This window comes from Paraburkholderia acidipaludis NBRC 101816 (assembly GCF_000684975.1).
In the GTDB taxonomy this organism is placed as follows: domain Bacteria; phylum Pseudomonadota; class Gammaproteobacteria; order Burkholderiales; family Burkholderiaceae; genus Paraburkholderia; species Paraburkholderia acidipaludis.
The window spans coordinates 20,890-37,093 of sequence record NZ_BAXZ01000001.1 but is presented as its reverse complement, the minus strand read 5'-3'; the positions used below and the strand labels follow the sequence as shown (position 1 = coordinate 37,093).

General features: G+C 62.6%; 15 protein-coding genes. 5 read left to right on the top strand and 10 right to left on the bottom strand.

All coding sequences use genetic code 11. The annotated features are described in order from the left end of the window. Positions 1-332: 332 nt before the first annotated feature. From BAC01S_RS00165 to BAC01S_RS35325, 5 genes are all read right to left on the bottom strand, one after another. On the bottom strand, positions 333-617 hold the full coding sequence (locus BAC01S_RS00165) for a hypothetical protein (protein WP_218001594.1): 285 nt from the start codon (positions 615-617) through the stop codon (positions 333-335). Between the two features lie 164 nt (positions 618-781). Then, the gene (locus BAC01S_RS00160; protein ID WP_052408657.1) at positions 782-2,158 is read right to left on the bottom strand and encodes a LysM peptidoglycan-binding domain-containing protein; all 1,377 of its coding nucleotides are present in this window, start codon (positions 2,156-2,158) and stop codon (positions 782-784) included. Next, complete coding sequence (locus BAC01S_RS29825) at positions 2,155-4,938, bottom strand: type VI secretion system Vgr family protein (RefSeq protein WP_043200645.1); 2,784 nt, start codon at positions 4,936-4,938, stop codon at positions 2,155-2,157. The genes BAC01S_RS00160 and BAC01S_RS29825 overlap by 4 nt, the downstream gene beginning before the upstream one ends. A 473-nt stretch (positions 4,939-5,411) precedes the next feature. Beyond that, positions 5,412-6,227 carry a hypothetical protein gene (locus BAC01S_RS00150; protein WP_027792941.1) on the bottom strand — a complete coding sequence of 272 codons (816 nt, stop codon included), beginning with the start codon at positions 6,225-6,227 and terminating at the stop codon, positions 5,412-5,414. A 66-nt stretch (positions 6,228-6,293) separates the two neighbouring features. Then, positions 6,294-6,446, bottom strand: a complete 153-nt coding sequence (locus BAC01S_RS35325) for a hypothetical protein (protein ID WP_218001592.1) — start codon at positions 6,444-6,446, stop codon at positions 6,294-6,296. Positions 6,447-6,482: 36 nt separating this feature from the next. On the opposite strand from BAC01S_RS35325, the gene BAC01S_RS00140 reads away from it, so the two are divergent. Next, positions 6,483-7,172 carry a hypothetical protein gene (locus tag BAC01S_RS00140; protein WP_027792940.1) on the top strand — a complete coding sequence of 230 codons (690 nt, stop codon included), beginning with the start codon at positions 6,483-6,485 and terminating at the stop codon, positions 7,170-7,172. Between the two features lie 371 nt (positions 7,173-7,543). After that, complete coding sequence (locus BAC01S_RS00135; protein ID WP_043200643.1) at positions 7,544-8,296, top strand: SIR2 family NAD-dependent protein deacylase; 753 nt, start codon at positions 7,544-7,546, stop codon at positions 8,294-8,296. A 375-nt stretch (positions 8,297-8,671) separates the two neighbouring features. Here the strand turns inward: BAC01S_RS00135 and BAC01S_RS29820 are convergent, their stop codons facing one another. The 3 genes from BAC01S_RS29820 to BAC01S_RS00120 all read right to left on the bottom strand — a co-directional run bounded on the left by BAC01S_RS29820 (position 8,672) and on the right by BAC01S_RS00120 (position 11,007). Continuing rightward, on the bottom strand, positions 8,672-9,577 hold the full coding sequence (locus tag BAC01S_RS29820) for a DMT family transporter (protein ID WP_084168087.1): 906 nt from the start codon (positions 9,575-9,577) through the stop codon (positions 8,672-8,674). Positions 9,578-9,816: 239 nt separating this feature from the next. Continuing rightward, positions 9,817-10,101, bottom strand: coding sequence for a hypothetical protein (locus BAC01S_RS00125; protein WP_027792938.1), 285 nt, complete (start codon positions 10,099-10,101; stop codon positions 9,817-9,819). Between the two features lie 135 nt (positions 10,102-10,236). After that, the gene (locus tag BAC01S_RS00120) at positions 10,237-11,007 is read right to left on the bottom strand and encodes a Mut7-C RNAse domain-containing protein (protein ID WP_027792937.1); all 771 of its coding nucleotides are present in this window, start codon (positions 11,005-11,007) and stop codon (positions 10,237-10,239) included. Positions 11,008-11,106: 99 nt separating this feature from the next. On the opposite strand from BAC01S_RS00120, the gene BAC01S_RS00115 reads away from it, so the two are divergent. After that, positions 11,107-11,979, top strand: a complete 873-nt coding sequence (locus BAC01S_RS00115; RefSeq protein WP_027792936.1) for an NAD(P)-dependent oxidoreductase — start codon at positions 11,107-11,109, stop codon at positions 11,977-11,979. 38 nt (positions 11,980-12,017) lie between these two features. Here the strand turns inward: BAC01S_RS00115 and BAC01S_RS29815 are convergent, their stop codons facing one another. Continuing rightward, on the bottom strand, positions 12,018-13,313 hold the full coding sequence (locus BAC01S_RS29815; RefSeq protein WP_084168070.1) for an MFS transporter: 1,296 nt from the start codon (positions 13,311-13,313) through the stop codon (positions 12,018-12,020). A 94-nt stretch (positions 13,314-13,407) separates the two neighbouring features. Between BAC01S_RS29815 and BAC01S_RS00105 the strand changes: the two genes are divergently transcribed. Both BAC01S_RS00105 and BAC01S_RS00100 read left to right on the top strand, forming a co-directional pair. Then, positions 13,408-14,316, top strand: a complete 909-nt coding sequence (locus BAC01S_RS00105; RefSeq protein WP_027792935.1) for a LysR family transcriptional regulator — start codon at positions 13,408-13,410, stop codon at positions 14,314-14,316. Positions 14,317-14,476: 160 nt separating this feature from the next. After that, entirely contained in the window at positions 14,477-14,842 is a 366-nt protein-coding gene (locus BAC01S_RS00100; RefSeq protein ID WP_027792934.1) for a response regulator, read from the top strand. Positions 14,843-15,120: 278 nt separating this feature from the next. Here BAC01S_RS00100 and argC read toward each other — a convergent pair whose 3' ends face one another. Further along, the gene (gene argC, locus BAC01S_RS00095) at positions 15,121-16,068 is read right to left on the bottom strand and encodes an N-acetyl-gamma-glutamyl-phosphate reductase (RefSeq protein ID WP_027792933.1); all 948 of its coding nucleotides are present in this window, start codon (positions 16,066-16,068) and stop codon (positions 15,121-15,123) included. Between the last annotated feature and the right edge of the window lie 136 nt (positions 16,069-16,204).

Genomic DNA, 16,204 nt, shown 5'->3' with positions numbered 1-16,204 from the left:
AAAGACTGGTTCTTGTAATTGACCGTGCGGCGTCGGCCACCTTTGTGTCGGTGTGAATACCGGAGTCAGCAGCTCAAGCGCCGCCCATATCGTTACTGATTTTCGTTTAGCCATGCCGCCGGGATGTGGCGCCCAAGGCTTGATGCCCATGTGGCGTTAGGTTACGTGACCAAGATTTCATCGATTGGATGTCGAGTCTATGGACGCAGCTCAGTGAGTCCACGGACTACACCGAAGGGCTGGCGGTAATCACGGCGGAAAAAGGAGCGATAGCGGTCAATGCCTAATGTCAAAAGGTCAACCTGGTTCGCGTGATTTCTACGCGACTTGCGTTACCAGACCGGCGCTGACACGACGCCACATTTCTTGACACCCGGCTTCAGTACGACGCGTTGCGCAATGGTCCCGTCACAATAATTTGTGGCCTTGAGCTTCGACAAATCAAAGACCCACCCTTTCGGAGACTTTTGGATAAGCACCACGTCATCGCCTTCCATCTTGAAGGTTGTGATATCTCCTGCAACAACTGGCGTGCCGTGAACATCTCCGGAATCAACCGTGCAGTTCGTTGCCAGTCCAGGCGTGCGGACGCTCGACAGATACGAGAATTTCGTCACGACACCACCTGCTTCGGTCAGTGAGAGGTCATGCGAAACACCGTCCTTGGTGACAGCGGAGCACTCCAAGGTCCTGACAGCATCCGAAGCCCCGGCAAGGGGCACGAAAACGCTGCTCAGAAGGGGCATCGTAGCGAGCGCGACCAGCTTTCTTTTCCGCATTCTCAACCTTTGATGTCATTCAATATGGCTTCGATTCCCTTCGGGGTCTTCAGCTTTGAAGGGTCACATGCAAAGTTTATCGGTTTTATCTTGGAATCAATGTAGTCAAACAGGAACTTCTTGTAGGCGGCCGCGCCAGTAAGGCCAACCTCCTTCTCATACTTTTTCGCCTTCTCGGTGCCATCTGAATACTTGGTTCTGAACTGGGCGACCAGCAGCTTGTGAGCATCCTGGTCGTCCAACGTGCCATTCACGATTCGGGAAAGGCCGCGCGCGCCTTCGTGATGCGCGCAATAGGCGAGCTTGGCCTTGTCAACATCGGCAACGTTATCAAGCTTGTAGCCCCTGCCTCGCAAGTCTTGCAGATTCATCTTTGCGTAGTCCCCTGCTGTCAGGATGGCTGTTTCGGGGTCCTTGCGCATCTCCAGAATTTCATGGGATGGCAGCTGGGTAACGTGCTCGCTTGCGCACTTTTCCTGAATCTTGTCGTGCAGGAACGAACCGCTCGCAGTGGCCATCACATGCCACGTATTGGGCAAGAACTGGGTCAGTCCGCCAGCGCCCCCTTCGTTGTAGCTGTCAGGGTTCCACTCTCCCGTATTCAACATGACCGTCAGGTGGCTCTTTTTGTTCTTGACCGGCTTGCCATCCTTGTCGAGCTTGGGGATGAATATCTTGAGCGCTTCCGCCTCGCAGAATGCGGCGATGCCCTGTGGGATGATGCCCGCGCGTGCTGACGCCGCAAGAATGAAGTCGCGGTACTTGGCGTTCGGACCTAGTCGCAGGTTGTCCTTGTTTGGGCACTCAACGCCGCAGTTCACAACGGGATTGCCCGCGCTGTCACGATTGTGCTGGATTTCACCCGGCTGCAAAGGCAGTGGGGCAGCCTCCTGATGGTCGGAGCCTCCCTGGTGCACCCGCAGGGGCAGGTCGGCCTTCAACTTGGGACTTTGAAGCCTCACCTGATGTACGCCCGCCGGCGGCTTGAGCTCCGCGACCTTCTTCTTGCCCCCATCGATTTTGGCAACAAAAACGTGCACCTTTTCATCCGACTTTTTCGTTTGAACTGGCGGAACGAGACCGTGTTCATTGGTGACATGTTCGTCTTCGCCCGCGTCTGTTACGACCGTCGTCTTGAGATTGGGAATGGGCACGTCATTCGCATCGGAAACGCGAATCCAGAGCTCGCTGAAGAATGCCTCTGAATCGTCGGCCCTCGTGTCACGAAGCTGCAGTCGTTGGCCTGGATAGATGAGCCTCGGATTCGCAATGTTGTTCAGTGATACGAGCTGGTCGACGGTCGTATTATTTTGGGTTGCGATGGCACTCAACGTGTCACCGGGTTGAACGACATATTCACTTGCGCTTGTCATCGTCATGCAACTCCAGATTGGCCGGTCCTGTCAGCGCTGGCGACCTCGTCCTTCTCGCGGTCGATGTCGAGGTCGTAATAGGCTCCCCAATCTCCCTGCCCATAGAGCGCCGTTAACTGTTCTGTCTCATCGGGATTGAGTTTCCGCTCCGAACCGTCAGCTGTCGAGATACCGCTGAGCAAGCGTTGCGGCACTTCGCTCGCGGCAGTCGTCCCGAACAGCGCGTAACCGACCTGGCTCGCAGACGTACCGTCGTCGGCCGAACGGAACAGCAGCTTCTGACTGAACGGTACCGGCGACGATTGAGGCAGGTCTGGCAGGGCGTAGTTGGTCCGTGCCGGCCCCGAGAAGGCGTGCTGGGTCCCTTTCACGCTAATTGAGCCGGGCGCATGAATTTCGATATTGCCGTTTGCGATGCGGATATAAGCGCCCCCGCTGGTAAGCAGCACCTCCTTAGCCGACGCAGCTTCCACCTTCTCAGTCGCGGAGAGAATCTTGATGGTCTTCTGGGCCGTCAGCTCGATGTTGTCCGAGTGGGCTTGCACCTCGACCTTGCCCTTCGCGGCAAAAAGCTTCATTCCCGCATTCTGCGCAAAGAGACTGAGGCGCTCCTTGACGCTGGCAATCAGCGATTTGCCGGTCGCAACATGCGTATTCTGGCCGCTCACAAGATTAAGCTGCTCGTCGGGCACGACGTGCACCGACTTCTGCGTGGACATCGCGATACCGGCTGGACTCGAAAACAGCATCACCGGGTCCTTGAAGGCCTTGGCCTTGCCGGTGCCACCGCCGGCCGTCTGGCCACCCGAGGTTTCTCCAGCAACGCTATGGTCGGTGGCGTCGGTAAAGGCCTTCAAGGCGTCATGTCCGGGCTGCAGAGTCTCCGCCTGGTGCTGTGTGCTGGCATCCGACAGGGCTTCCATGACGCTTTCCGAGCCGATGAGCTGGGTCGTCGCCTCGCGTGCATCGAAGGGCTGGCTCGATGGTCCTGAGCGCGAATTTGTCGAGACATACAGGCCTTGCGCTGCCTGGACAGCGCCATAACTATCGGCCGAGAGGTTAAAGCCACTGCCAAGATAGCTACCGCGCGCGTTGCCGCTCTGGTCAATCAGGTACCCGAGATGAAGGGTCGCGTTCGCGCTACTCGAGTAAAGCTGGACCCGGTTCTGACCAGTCGCGTCATCCATTACCAGCTGGTTGTAGCCGCTACCTCCATACTCCTTGGACTTATAGCCCGAGAGCAAACCGTTGGAATGCCAATGCGGCGTGTTGGCCCCGTTGTACAGCCTCCCCGTCACAATCGGCCGGTCGCAGTCTCCATTGAGCCAGTCGACCACCACCTCTTCGCCAACCCTGGGGATATGCACGCCGCCGTAGCCACCACCCGTATCTGAATACGCCACGCGCATCCAGCAGGAAGCGTTCTGGTCTCCGGGATTGAGCCGGTCCCAATGCATCTGAACCTTGATGCGGTTCAGCTCGTCGGTATAGACCTCCTCGTTCGCAGGTCCCGCCACGGTCGCCGTTTGCATCTGCATCCGCGGCTTGTGATGCTCGAACGGGCTGCGGAATGGCACTGAGCGCCGCTGAACCTCGACCTCTGCCAGATAGAAGCCTTCGCTTCCATCCATATCTCTAACTACGAGGGCCGAGTCCACCCCCTTGTAGTCCTCACGCATCGATGCCAGCTGGCGCTCCAGGCTATGCGGGAAGGGGAGGTTGTTGCCCACGGGTAGATTGTTCTCGATGTACCAGTCAACCGAGATAATCGAGAACTCGCGGTCCTGTGCGCTGTCGCGGTCGTGCTCGGGATGGTCTTCGAGCCGGAAATACCGGCCGGTATCGACGCGACGCACACCACCGATGCCAACGAAGCGCTTGGCGCGCGACTCCCACTCTTCCAGATGCAACCTGGTCAATTGGTCGCCGCGGTCGCTCCCGAGGTATGTGTAGGGTCCCGTGTACTCGTAGACTTCCGTCTGCCCGGGGAGCGCCCCTTGATTGCCGAGCGTTGGATACTGCTTTCTCTTCACCGATAGCGGTGCTTTGTAATCAAACGTGCTTGTCGCATAGGACACGCTCTGCAGCGTACGCGTAGCGGTCCACTGCACGAAGGCATCCGTCTCGCTGTTGACGGTAGCCCGGGAGAACTCGACCTGCACGGGCTCCAGTGGTTTGAAACTGTACACATCGTCGGTCACAACGAATGTGTGTGACTTGCCGTCTTCCGCCTGCTCGAAATACCCGAACAGCCCCTCTGATTCCATCAGGCGATTCGCGAAATTCCAGTCGTCTTCGTACTGCACGCAGAATGAACGGTTGGGTGTGGGCTTTCGCAGCGCGATGCGGTACGCACCTCGCGCTTGCGGATGATTATTGAATACCGTCGTCAGGATGGATTCAACGGACATGTCCTGAAATATGCGCGCGTCCTTCCGGAATTTCAGAAAATGGAGCCATGATGAGAAAGAAATCTGAAAGCTGGTGAGTCGCCCATCTGAGCCAAGACGACGGACAGTATGCACGTAGCCGTTATGCGGCAAATACGACTTGTCCAGCTGCTGAATCCAGAGCGTTACAGGCTGCGCAATAAGGCTCTTAAGTTCCAGCGAGTCTTTCAGAGAAACGACATCGACGGTGAACTGGAAGTTCCGCCCGATATGCGACTGGCCGATGGCGCGCTGTGGCAACAGGACCCCGGAACCCAGGGGCGTATCCAGCTTGAGAAGCCGCTCCTGTTGACTGATGCCCGTATTGATTATTGAGATAAGGTCCTGTACACCCATAACGGCCTGCCTTGTCCAGATTATTGCTTTTAACGCGTGATGCGCATCGTATGATGAATCAAGATTCGAGACAACATCGAATTCTCGACTATGCTCGCCAGTACATAGAGAAAACCACAATTTTATGCAATACGATTAATTTGCGAGAATATGGAACGTATTTGACAATTTTTCGCCGTTTTTACCGGGACCTATCAAGAATCGTGCGCAGGTCCCATCCAGCAGCTTCGCGTCGGCGTAGTCAGGACGCACGAAAGAACCGCTGGTCACTGTCCGGCGGGATAATCTGGCGCGACGAATCTCCCGCCGGGAAAGCAACACGCGAACTCATTCAGGAGAGAGTCTTCGCCGCTCACGGCCTGGTCTCCCGGCTCTCCGGCCTGAGTTGGCGGTCGTTTCAGGCGACATCGAGGATATGAACTCTTGAGGCTAGAAGCTAGTCTGCCGACGACCAGTCTCGGCTGTGCTAGCGCTCATTTCAGTGCATCGGGCGTGGCGGGAGAGTCGACTCCTAAAATCCACCCTTCGAGCTCAGCCACGGACCGTTCCGCCTGAGTTAGCGGTGGACGCAGGGCCAACTGAAGGCGTTCCCCCTGGTCGGCGAGTTGCAACCATGCGGCAATGGTGTACGCGTCGTACTGGTCGTCGGTCATATTCACCGGCGTAGTGCGACCGCGTCTCCACATCGATGGATAGGCTTCGACTATCGCCGAGCGTTTCGGCGGAATATCCCATCCGTCGAACGGCCAGAAGTGGACTCTCTCTCCGAGTTGACGGTGCAGGTAGAGCAACCACGGCAGCCCGGAATGCGTCGACTTGGCGACGGTTCCCTGTATGTCAAAGTGGAACACGGATTTCGCCCTGCACCGTTCCTCCGCAATGCGCCGCCAGCGCGAATTTCCCTGCCGCGCGCTGCCATTTCCGATGAGCCCGTCCCGCACGAAATCGACGTATACGTGCTCCTGGTCAGTCGGCCAGTGTGCCTGGAAATCCTCCAGAAACGCATACCAGTCCCGTACGAGCTGATGGACTTCGAAGTAGCGCAGCGGAAACGAAAAGCTGTGGTCGATGCCGACGATGGTCGGAATGTCCTCTTTCAGCAGGTCAGCGAGCCAGAAGGCTACGCCGCGCCGGCTCCAGTACTTGCGCGGACCGGGAGGTGGAAGAACCTCCTCCGGCAGCGCGTCCGGGGCCTGCGCAACGTACACGCGCAACCCCTTCAGACCGTCAGTCGGAGTGCGCGCTCCCGAGTAGTCGATTCCCACATAACGACGAAAGGCTGCTGACATATCACGTTGTTTCCGAGAGCGGCCGTCATGCTGCTGACCGAACGAAATTCTGGTGTGGCTGGTGATTCACCGAAGTATTATCGCGACCAGGACGACGACGGCCACTGCGAGTCCGAGAATCGAGACGGTCCCTCCGAGCCAGAACGCGACCCGGTCGATATTCTCCTGCGATGAAGCGAAGCGGAAAAGCCATTCAGCAAACTTGCGGGGCCATTTCATGTCGTATCTCGTTCGCGTCGTTGACGGCCGTCGGCTTTGTCCCAGCAGGGGGAGCGCCGAGGCGACGCTCGAAAGAAGTGGACTGAGCGTGAACTCCTCACCCGATTCATTGCATGGGAAGACCGCGTCGTCGTAAACGGGCGCGTCGTTTTCGGAGGCCCTCGCTATTCGTCGCTGCGCATGAAGGCTTGGGCTGAAGAGCGAACCAAATATGGCCTGTCATTGGCCGTCAAGGTGAAGCGATTCACCTCAGACCCTCTGTATCTCCTTTGGAAACTCCCCGATAGCGAGGAGGTAGAAGAACTGACGGTTATCCGGGAGGACTTGGACCGGATTCAGAATGTCACTTGGCAGGAGCTCTCACTGACCAAAATGGCTGACGCGATGCTCGAGACGGAGAGCGACCAGAGGCAGCGGAAGGTTAAGGGCCAGCTTACCGTCGAGCAGCAAAAAGGTACTGCCGATGCAGTGCGCCACCGCGCCGCTAACGGGAACATCCAGGACCTCGCGGGTACCTCCGTCGTTGACGCGAGGGCGCCCGTCATACTTGAGAACAACCGTAAATGGGACGAGCGGACGGCCGCCGCACTTGGGCGTGAAAAGCGGCCTGTTGCGCCGACCGCTACTGTGCCATCATCGTCAGTGGTGCCTGAGGACCCTGAATACGATGCATGGCTGCAAGCACGGAAGGCGGCAAGGGACGAACGTCGGCGGGAGGCAGAGTGAGGTTGGCGCATCCGAGGCAAGCGCACTTTCTCACGAGATGCCTTACCTGGCGGGCGTATCGGTTTCTAATCCGTATGTGCCGAAAATTCATTCGCTGTGCACTTTGGCTGCTAGCGTTGGCGAGAGAAACGGTTGCGCTCCGCGCAGAGCCATGATTATTCAGGGGATTTGGTACGCGACTGAGCGAGATGGATTGTGTAACGACTTCTAATCCATCTCTCCACGAACGTCGATAAGCGGTAGTCGGAAAGGGCGCTGAAGCAGTCTTCAGCGCCCTTCGTGTTTCTGGGCTGCCCTCAGACGGTGGAGGCGCGTGCGAAGGCTGCCCGAAGCGCGAGGCGGCATCATAATGGCGCCGATCAAGCAAGGAGATGAAATTGGCCGAACAACAGCGAGGACGGGCGCCGCGCCTGTACGTGTTTTCCGGGGCGGGACTGTCTGCGGAGAGCGGCATCTCCACGTTCCGCACGGGCGATGGCATCTGGTCGCACGCCAGCATCGACGAGGTGTGCAACTACCTGACCTGGCGCCGCAACCGGCCGGCGGTTTTCCGTTTCTACAACCAGCGCATCAGCGAATGCGCCGGCGCGCGGCCCAATGAGGCGCATCGGCTGCTCGCCCAGTGGCAGGACACCTGGGGCACGGAGCGTGTGCACCTCGTCACCCAGAATATCGACGACATGCTGGAGCAGGCGGGCGCACGCCAGGTCACGCACCTGCACGGCGACATGATCTCGCTGCTTTGCACCGACTGCGACTATCGTTTCCCGGCGAGCGGCCCTGGGCTGGATCCGAAGGCGGCTTGTCCCGCCTGTGGCGAGATCGAGGGCGTGAAGCCCGGCGTGGTGTTCTTCAACGAAGCCGCGCCCGAATACGAGGCGCTCTGGCGCATCCAGGCGGCCATGACGCCCGACGATCTATTCATCGCCGTGGGCACGGCGTTCGAGGTGATTCCGCCCGAGCGGCTACTGCCGCTCGAACGGCTCGGACAGTACCCGCGGAATTTTGTCGTCGACCCGGCGCCGCGCCGGACCGAATGCTTTGGCGTGGTGGAACGCAATCCGGCCACGGTCGGCCTGCATAACCTGGCCGATACCGTCGAGCGCATGATGGCGGTTGGCTAGAACGGCCCAGCGTTTGTTCTTCATCGACGCTGCGCATCTGTGCAGCATAGGCGCGCAGCCAATGCCGAACACGTTATTGGTTTTAATACCAATCTATATGTATACGTAATAACAGTTAACAAAGCAGGGCATTTACTGTGGACAAGGCAGAAAATACCTGCCGGTTCAAAACGATGCCGAACGAATAGCCATGCGGATAAACCCTGAATGCCGTTCGCGCTTCAGGGATAACTTTTGCGCATCTCTCGTGTGTGCGGCAGTTATCAAGAAGTCCTCCACAGGACGTTCGCCAGGTCATCCCCAGCTTGTCCAAAAGGCGCCGTGGATAACCTGCTCGCGCGCGACGATCGATGCGCGCTACGAATCGCTGCGGGATCAGGCCGGTTCGGCCGGCTGCGGCTGAGCGGCTCGATGTGTTTCGGGCTGGCGGGACGGCAGCAACTGGCAGACGAGCAGGCCCGCCAGCATGAGCGCGCAGCCGGCGAGGGCGCGCGACGTGAGCGTCTCGCCAAGCGCGACCCATCCCGCGATGGCCGCAAATACCCCTTCCATGCTGAAGATCACCGCCGCATGCGCGGGTGCGGCGTCGCGCTGCGCGACGACCTGGATCGTGTAGCCGACGCCCACGGAGAGTGCGCCGCCGTAGAGGATGGCCGGAGCGGCGCGCACGAGGCTCGCGAGCTGGAGCGGTTCGCAGGCGAGGCCGACCAGCAGGCAGGCTGCACCGCAGGCGACGAACTGCACGACGGAAAGCACGAGCGGATCGTGACGCGGCGCATAGTGGCCCACGAGCATCACCTGAATCGAAATGACGATCGCGCAGCCGAGCTGGTACCAGTCGCCGTACATGATCGAAAAGTGATCGTTGATGCTCAGGAAATAAAGCCCGACTGCGGCCAGCAGCGCGCCGATCCAGGTGCCGGGGCCGGTGCGATGACGCAGCAGCACGCCCAGCAGCGGCACGATCACGACATAGAGCGAGCTGATGAAGCCGGCATTGGCGATCTTCGTATAGCGCAGGCCGATCTGCTGGAGCGAGATGGCCACGGCCAGCACGAGCCCGAGCATGCAGCCCGAACGCAGCAGCTGCGCATCGAGGAGCGGTGGCGGCGCGGTCAGGGTGCGGCGCGCCGTCGTGCGGCGCTGCGCGAGCACGAGTGCCGACACGACGGCGGCGCCCAGCAGAAAGCGCAGACCGGTGAAGAGGAACGGTCCGATGGCGTCGAGGCTCAGTCGCTGGGCGACGAACGCCGAGCCCCAGATCATGGCGGCGGCCAGCATGAGCAGGTTGGCGCGCAGATGTGGGCGGAAGAAGGATTTCAAGCGGGATTTCTCGTTCTGCGAAGACGGCTGCGGGAGCAACGGTCTGTATGCGATTTGCCGGGAAGACGAATCCAGATCGTATCCGAACTGAAAGCAGATTGTCTTGCGCCAGGCACCTCGCAAAAAAAAGCCAGAGCGACGCTCTGGCTTTTTTGCCGCCGTGTCTTGCCGACACGACCGATGGGTTGCGACGACGTTCAGGACGCCTCGCGCGCAAGACCCGCTTCCAGCAAGTCGGCCAGCAGCCCGTTCAGGCCGCCCGGATGACTCTCGGCACGCGACTTCAGTTGCGCGACCAGGTCGGCGTTGAGCTTGCACGCGAACGGCACGAGCCCTTGCGCCTGGTCGAGCTTGCGGCGCTCGCGGCGGTCCAGCTCGGCCGGCGCCGAGCCTTTGCCAAAGCGCTCGGGCCCCGCCTGCTTCGTCGATTGCATCAGTTTCAGCGCCTTGTTCTTCTCAAGGTCGGTTTTTTTCATCGCCATGTTTGCGGCTCCGGTATTGGGCAGTGGCGCGCATTGTACGCATTCGCGCGGCAGCGTCCATTGCTACGTTCGTTGTCGCCGCCCCCTGAGGATCCCGGCGAATCAGGGGCCAGTCAGGGGCGAGTCCGGGCCCGATCACGGGCCAGAAGCGGCGGGCGCGGCGTGTCCGTCGGCCGCGAGGCCGTCCATCAGGGCGCGCATGCGCCGCCAGTGGGAGCCTTCCCAGAACACGCGCCGGCAGATGTCGCAGGTCACGAAGCGCGTCTGGCGCTCGAAGACGCCCTCCGGCACGCGCTCGCGCGCCGCGTCGCGATCGATGGTGTGCAGCGGCGCATTGCAGGACAGGCAGAGCCGGAACGGGCGCGCGCTGGCGGCGAGGTCGAGCCGCTCGAAGATCTCGCGCAGTTGTAGCTGGGGCTTGAGCGCACGCACGTAGCAGCCATGCGTGATCGAGCGGCGCTTGAGCAATTCGCGGTCGCGCGTGAGCACGACGCGATGCTGTGCGGCGGCCAGCGCCTCGATCTCGTCGTCGGGGTAGTTGTTGTCGTACAGCGTGTCGAAGCCCGCCAGGCGCAGCAATTGAGCGAGGCCTCCCAGATGCGCGTCGGCGACGAAACACAGTTCGCGCAACGGCGCGGTGCGCACGCGGAGCAAGGGACGAATGTCGAACGCCTCGAACTTCGGGTAGACAGCGACGCGGTCGCCGTCGGCGAGCGGATGGTCGAAGCCCACGGATTCGCCGTTCACGAGAATCAGCTCCACTTCGGTGTGCGGCACGCCGAGCGCCTCGATCATGTGCTTGGCCGTGGCGGCGGGCGCGCACTGCCGGCTGAACGAGCGCCGGCGCAGCGGCCGCGCGAGGAAATCGTTCAGCTCCTCGTAGAAGCGAAAGGTGGCGGTGACCATGCGGTCAGTATCGCACCGACTGTCCGCGTCGGGGCGTCCGTCGGCAGCGCGCGGGAGCCTATGCTTTACTTGCGCGTTCTTGAGACGAAGGAGGATGTAATGGATATCGGATTTATTGGCCTTGGCGAGATGGGCAGCGCGATCGTCGCGAATCTGCTGAAGGCGGGGCATCGGGTGCGCGTCTGGAACCGCACGTCGGAGCGCGCGCGGCCGCTGGCCGAGGCGGGCGCGCAGATCGTCGCGACGGCTGCCGAGGCCTTTTCGGGCGACGCCGTTTTTTCGATGCTCGCCGACGACGCGGCGCTGCGCGACGTGTTCGGCACGGCGTTGCTCGATGCGGCGCCGCGCGGTCTCGTGCACGTCAACATGGCGACGATTTCGGTCGCGCTGGCCGGGGAGCTGGCGCGCGAGCATGCCGAGCGGGGTCTGCATTACGTGGCGGCGCCGGTGATGGGGCGTCCCGACGTCGCGAAGGCGGCAAAGCTCACGATCATCGCGGCCGGCGACGCCGAGGCGGTTGACCGCGTGCAGCCGCTCTTCGACGCCGTGGGGCAGAGGACCTGCCGCATCGGCTCGCTGCCGCAGCAGGCGAACGTGATGAAGCTCGCGGCGAACTTCATGCTGGGGGCGGCGGTGGAGACGCTGGGCGAGGCGGCGGCGCTGCTTGCGGGGCATGGCGTGGGGATGCGCGACTTTCTCGACATGATCACGGGCGGCCCGTTCCCGGGGCCGGTGTACGCGGGCTACGGCGCCATGATTGCGGAAGACCGTTACGAACCCGCGCTGTTCAAGGCGCGGCTCGGTCTCAAGGACGTGCGGCTCGCGCTGGCGGCGGCCGATTCGGTGTCCACGCCGATGCCGGTGGCAAGCGTCGTGCGTGACAGCCTGATCGAAGCTGTCGCGCACGGCGACGGGGAGCGCGACTTCGCGGTGCTCGGCAAGGTGGCGGCGCGGCGCGCAGGGCGGGCGTGAGGCCCGCCGCCTGGCGTTGAGCGGTATTGATAATGCCGCTACGTCCCGACCCGGTTGGTTCGCCCCACGATGCCATACAGGAACGCGCCTCCGGCAAACGCCACGCCCACGGCGCACACGCCCGGCCATTGCGCGAAAGCCCAGCCGACGCCTGAAAGCGCGGCGCCCAGCGCGCCGCCGATGAAAAACACGCCGACGAACAATCCGTTCAGCCGCCCGCGCGCGGCGGGATTCATGAGATTGACGGCGCGCCGGCCCAGCGTTTGATCGATCACGACGCCGGCGTCGAGCGCCGCGCCGCCGATCACGAGCGCGGCGAGCGCGAGGTGCGGGTGCGCGCGGGGCGAAAAGCCGAATCCGCCCGCTCCGGCCACGGCGACAAGCACGAGCGCAGCCAGCATCAGCAGATGTGCGAAGCACAGGGCGGCGCGACCGCCTCCCCGGTCGCCGGTCCGCCCGGCGAGCGGCGTGACAATGGCGCCGCTCGCGCCCGCGAGGGCGAACAGCGCCACACCGTGCATGCCGAAGCCGAACGGCGCTTGCGCGAGCCGCAGGCCGATCGACGCCCAGAACACGCTGAACGCGCCCATCGCGAGGCTCGCCGAGATCGCGCGCCGTTGCAGGACGGGCTCGGTGGCGAGCAGCGTCCAGAGCGAGCGCAGCAAGCCGGTATAACGCGTAGGGGCGTGCGGCGTGCGCAGCGGCAGGCGCAGCGCGAGCACGATGGCGAGCAGCGCGTCGATGAGCGCGGCCGCACCATAGAACGCACGCCAGCCCATCGATCCGGCGATCAGGCTCGCGAGCGGCCGCGAGAGCAGGATGCCGAGCATGAGCCCGCTCATGACGTTGCCGACCGCGCGGCCGCGCTGCGCTTCCGGCGCCATCGAGGCGGCCATCGGCACGAGCATCTGGATCACGCTGGACGTGGCACCCGCGAGAAATAGCGCGGCGAGGCACGCCCAGGCGGAATGCGCGAAAAGCGGCACGGCGAGCAGCGCCGCGCAGGCGAGCAGCGTGCGCACGATCAGACGGCGGTTCTCGATCAGATCGGACAGCGGGACAAGCAGGACGAGGCCCGCGGCGTAGCCGAGCTGCGGCAGCATCGAGATCAGGCCGGCCAACGCGTGCGGCAGCCGCAGCGAAGCGGCCATGGGCCCGGTGAGCGGCTGCGCGGCGAACAGATTGATGACGATGAAGCCCACGGTCGCGCTGAAGAACAGCGTCATCGCCGTGGTGAGCTGGCCGGCGTGGAGTTCGCCTTGCAGGTCGGCGTGCGGCTTGTCGGCGGTGACGACGGGACAGGACGGGGAGGAAAGCTCGGCGAGGCGAGTCATGTTGGCGCTCCAGATGAGACGGTTTCGCCTATCCTAGAAGCCACATGGTTATGCGACAATTGAAATATCTTGATATTAATTATGCGAGATTGTTTTGAACACGCGTGATCTGCAAGCCTTCGTGGCCGTGGTGGAAAGCGGCTCGATCGTCGGCGCTGCCGAAAGGCTCCATCTCACTCAGCCCGGGCTGACGCGCCGGGTCCAGAGCCTCGAAAGCACGCTGGGTCTCGCGCTGCTCGACCGTCAGGCCAAGCCGCTCAAGCCCACCGCCGCGGGCCGCGAGGTCTACCGCCTCGCGCGCAACGTGCTGGGCGCCGTGGATGAACTGCTGGCCGTCGGGTCGCCCGAGAGCGAGCCGGCCGGCGAACTGCGCATCGGCGTGCCGCCGTTTCTCTCCGACCTCGCGCTCGAACAGCCGCTCGATCGCCTGCGGGGCGCCTTTGCCAAGCTCACGCTGCGCGTGACGGCGGGCTGGTCGCCGGGATTGCTGCAGTCCGTCGAGCGTGCCGAAATCGACACCGCCGTCGTGCTGATGCCGGGCGACAGCGCGCTGCCGGAATCGCTCGAGCGCACACGCCTCGCCTTCATGCCGACGACGGTGGTCGCGGCACGCGCGCTGGGTCTGCCCAGCGATCCGGTCACGCTGGAGGATCTGGCGTTGCATCCGTGGGTGCTCAACCAGGACGGCTGCGGCATGCGCTCGGCGCTCTCGCGCTCGCTGGCGCGCGCCGGTTTGCCGTTCAACGTGGCCGTCGAGGCATTCGGCTCCGATCTGCAACTCTCGCTCGTGGCGCGGCAACTCGGCATCGGCATCGTGTCGCCGCACGTGCTGGCGCGCAGTCCGTTCCGCGACGCGCTCCAGGCGGTCGAGGTGGTGGATTTCGATTCCGGTGTCGACGCCTGGCTCGTGCATCATGCGCTGCCGGGGCGGCTCGTGCGGGCCGTCGCACTGTTGCGCGATTCGCTCGTCGAAGTATTGGCGGCGGCCGGGGTGTCGGCCTGACAATCCTCATATGACTGCGCGTTGACGCACGATGCGCGTCGAAACGGGCGGCCACAATGACGAGCGCGGAGGCGTAGAGCGCCGCTCCGCGCGGCCGGAACCGGCCGGCATGACAACGACGCCGGGCGCGACAGTTCTGCATGGGATGGGGAGACGGGGGATGGACAAGCGCATCCTGATCGCCGACAACGACGAACAGTCGCTGACGGGACTAGGCACGCTGTTAGCCGATCTCGGTTACGCGACTTACATTGCGCGCACGCTCGACGACACGTTGCTGGCGGCCGCCCGCTTTACGCCGGACGTGGCCATCGTCGCGCTTTCCCTGCTGGAGGACGAACCGGCAATCCTTGTGCGGCGCCTTCGCGACGCTTGCGGCGCACACGAGCCGCTGCTGATCGCGCTGACCGGATGGCCCGACTCGCGCCGCCGCGACGAGGTGCTTGCTGTGGGCTTCGACGTGCATCTCGTGCGTCCGGTGGGGCTCGATCAGCTGACCTTCATTCTTTCGATGATCGGCGGTTAGGTTGATGTTGCAAATTCACAACACTCAGGGGGCATACTAGGGTGCGTACTACTTTACATGTTGCATTGCATCACCTAGGCGGCTATACTTGTTTCTGTCTCCTCCATGTCTCCTCTGATATGGATTAAGCCCGCCTCTTAGGCGGGCTTTTTTTCGTCCCTACACTTCGCATGCTGCGGCGTGCCCGTGGACAGGCATAAAAAAACCGGAGCGCGAGGCTCCGGTTTTGCATTGCGCCCGCAGCAGTGTGCGAGCGGCGGCGGGTCGTTCAGCCCCGCTTAGCCCTTGAGGCCGGTGTCTTCCGCCGCGCCCACCGCGAGATTCATGCACTGGATCGCCGCGCCCGAGGCGCCCTTGCCGAGGTTGTCGAGGCGCGCGACCGTCACGAATTGCTCGTCGTTGCCGAACACAAAGAGATCCACGCGATTCGTGTCGTTGTTCGCCTGAACGTCGAAGGCGCCGCCATCGAGGTTCTCGTCGGCGTTGAACGGCGCTACGCGCACGAACGCCTCACCCGCGTAGTACTCGGCATAAAGCGCCAGCACGTCCTCGGGCTTCGCGCCGCGCGTGAGCTGCTTCGGCGAGAAGTAGGTCGTGACCGCGAGACCCTTGTAGAACGGGCCGACTACCGGCGTGAACACGGGCGTGGACGAAAGTCCGCCGTGTGCCTTCATCTCCGGCAGGTGCTTGTGCGCGAGGCCGAGCGCGTAGGGGCGCGGGCTCATCAGCTTCGGGTTGCCGCCTGCTTCGTACTCCGCAATCATTTTCTTGCCGCCGCCGCTGTAGCCGGTCAGCGAGTAAGCGTGCGCCGCGAAATCGGGACCGACGAGGCCGGCCTCGACAAGCGGGCGCATCGCCAGCACGAATGCCGACGCGTGGCAGCCCGGCACCGCAATGCGCTTCGACGTGCGCACGCGCTCGCGCTGCTGGCGGGTGAGTTCGGGCAAGCCGTAGGCCCAGTCGGAGCTCGTGCGGAACGCCGTGCTCGCGTCGATCAGCACGGTGCGGTCGTTCTCCACCAGCGAAGCCGATTCGCGCGAGGCGACATCGGGCAGGCAGAGGAACGTCACGTCGGAGGCATTGATGAGACGGCGGCGTTCCTCGACGTCCTTGCGCTTCGCTTCGTCGATCCGCAGGATTTCGACGTCGGCGCGCGCCGACAGGTATTCGAAAATCTTCAGGCCGGTCGTGCCTTCCTGTCCGTCGACAAAAACTTTCGTGCTCATCTCGATCTCTCTGAACGCGGGGTGCGGGGTGCGCAGTTAAATGGGCCCGGGGCGCGCGTGGACAACGGGGGATCCGTTCGGCGCCGGAACGATATTTTAAGACTTCATGCGCGCGGCGGTGCGGGCTGGCCGGAAA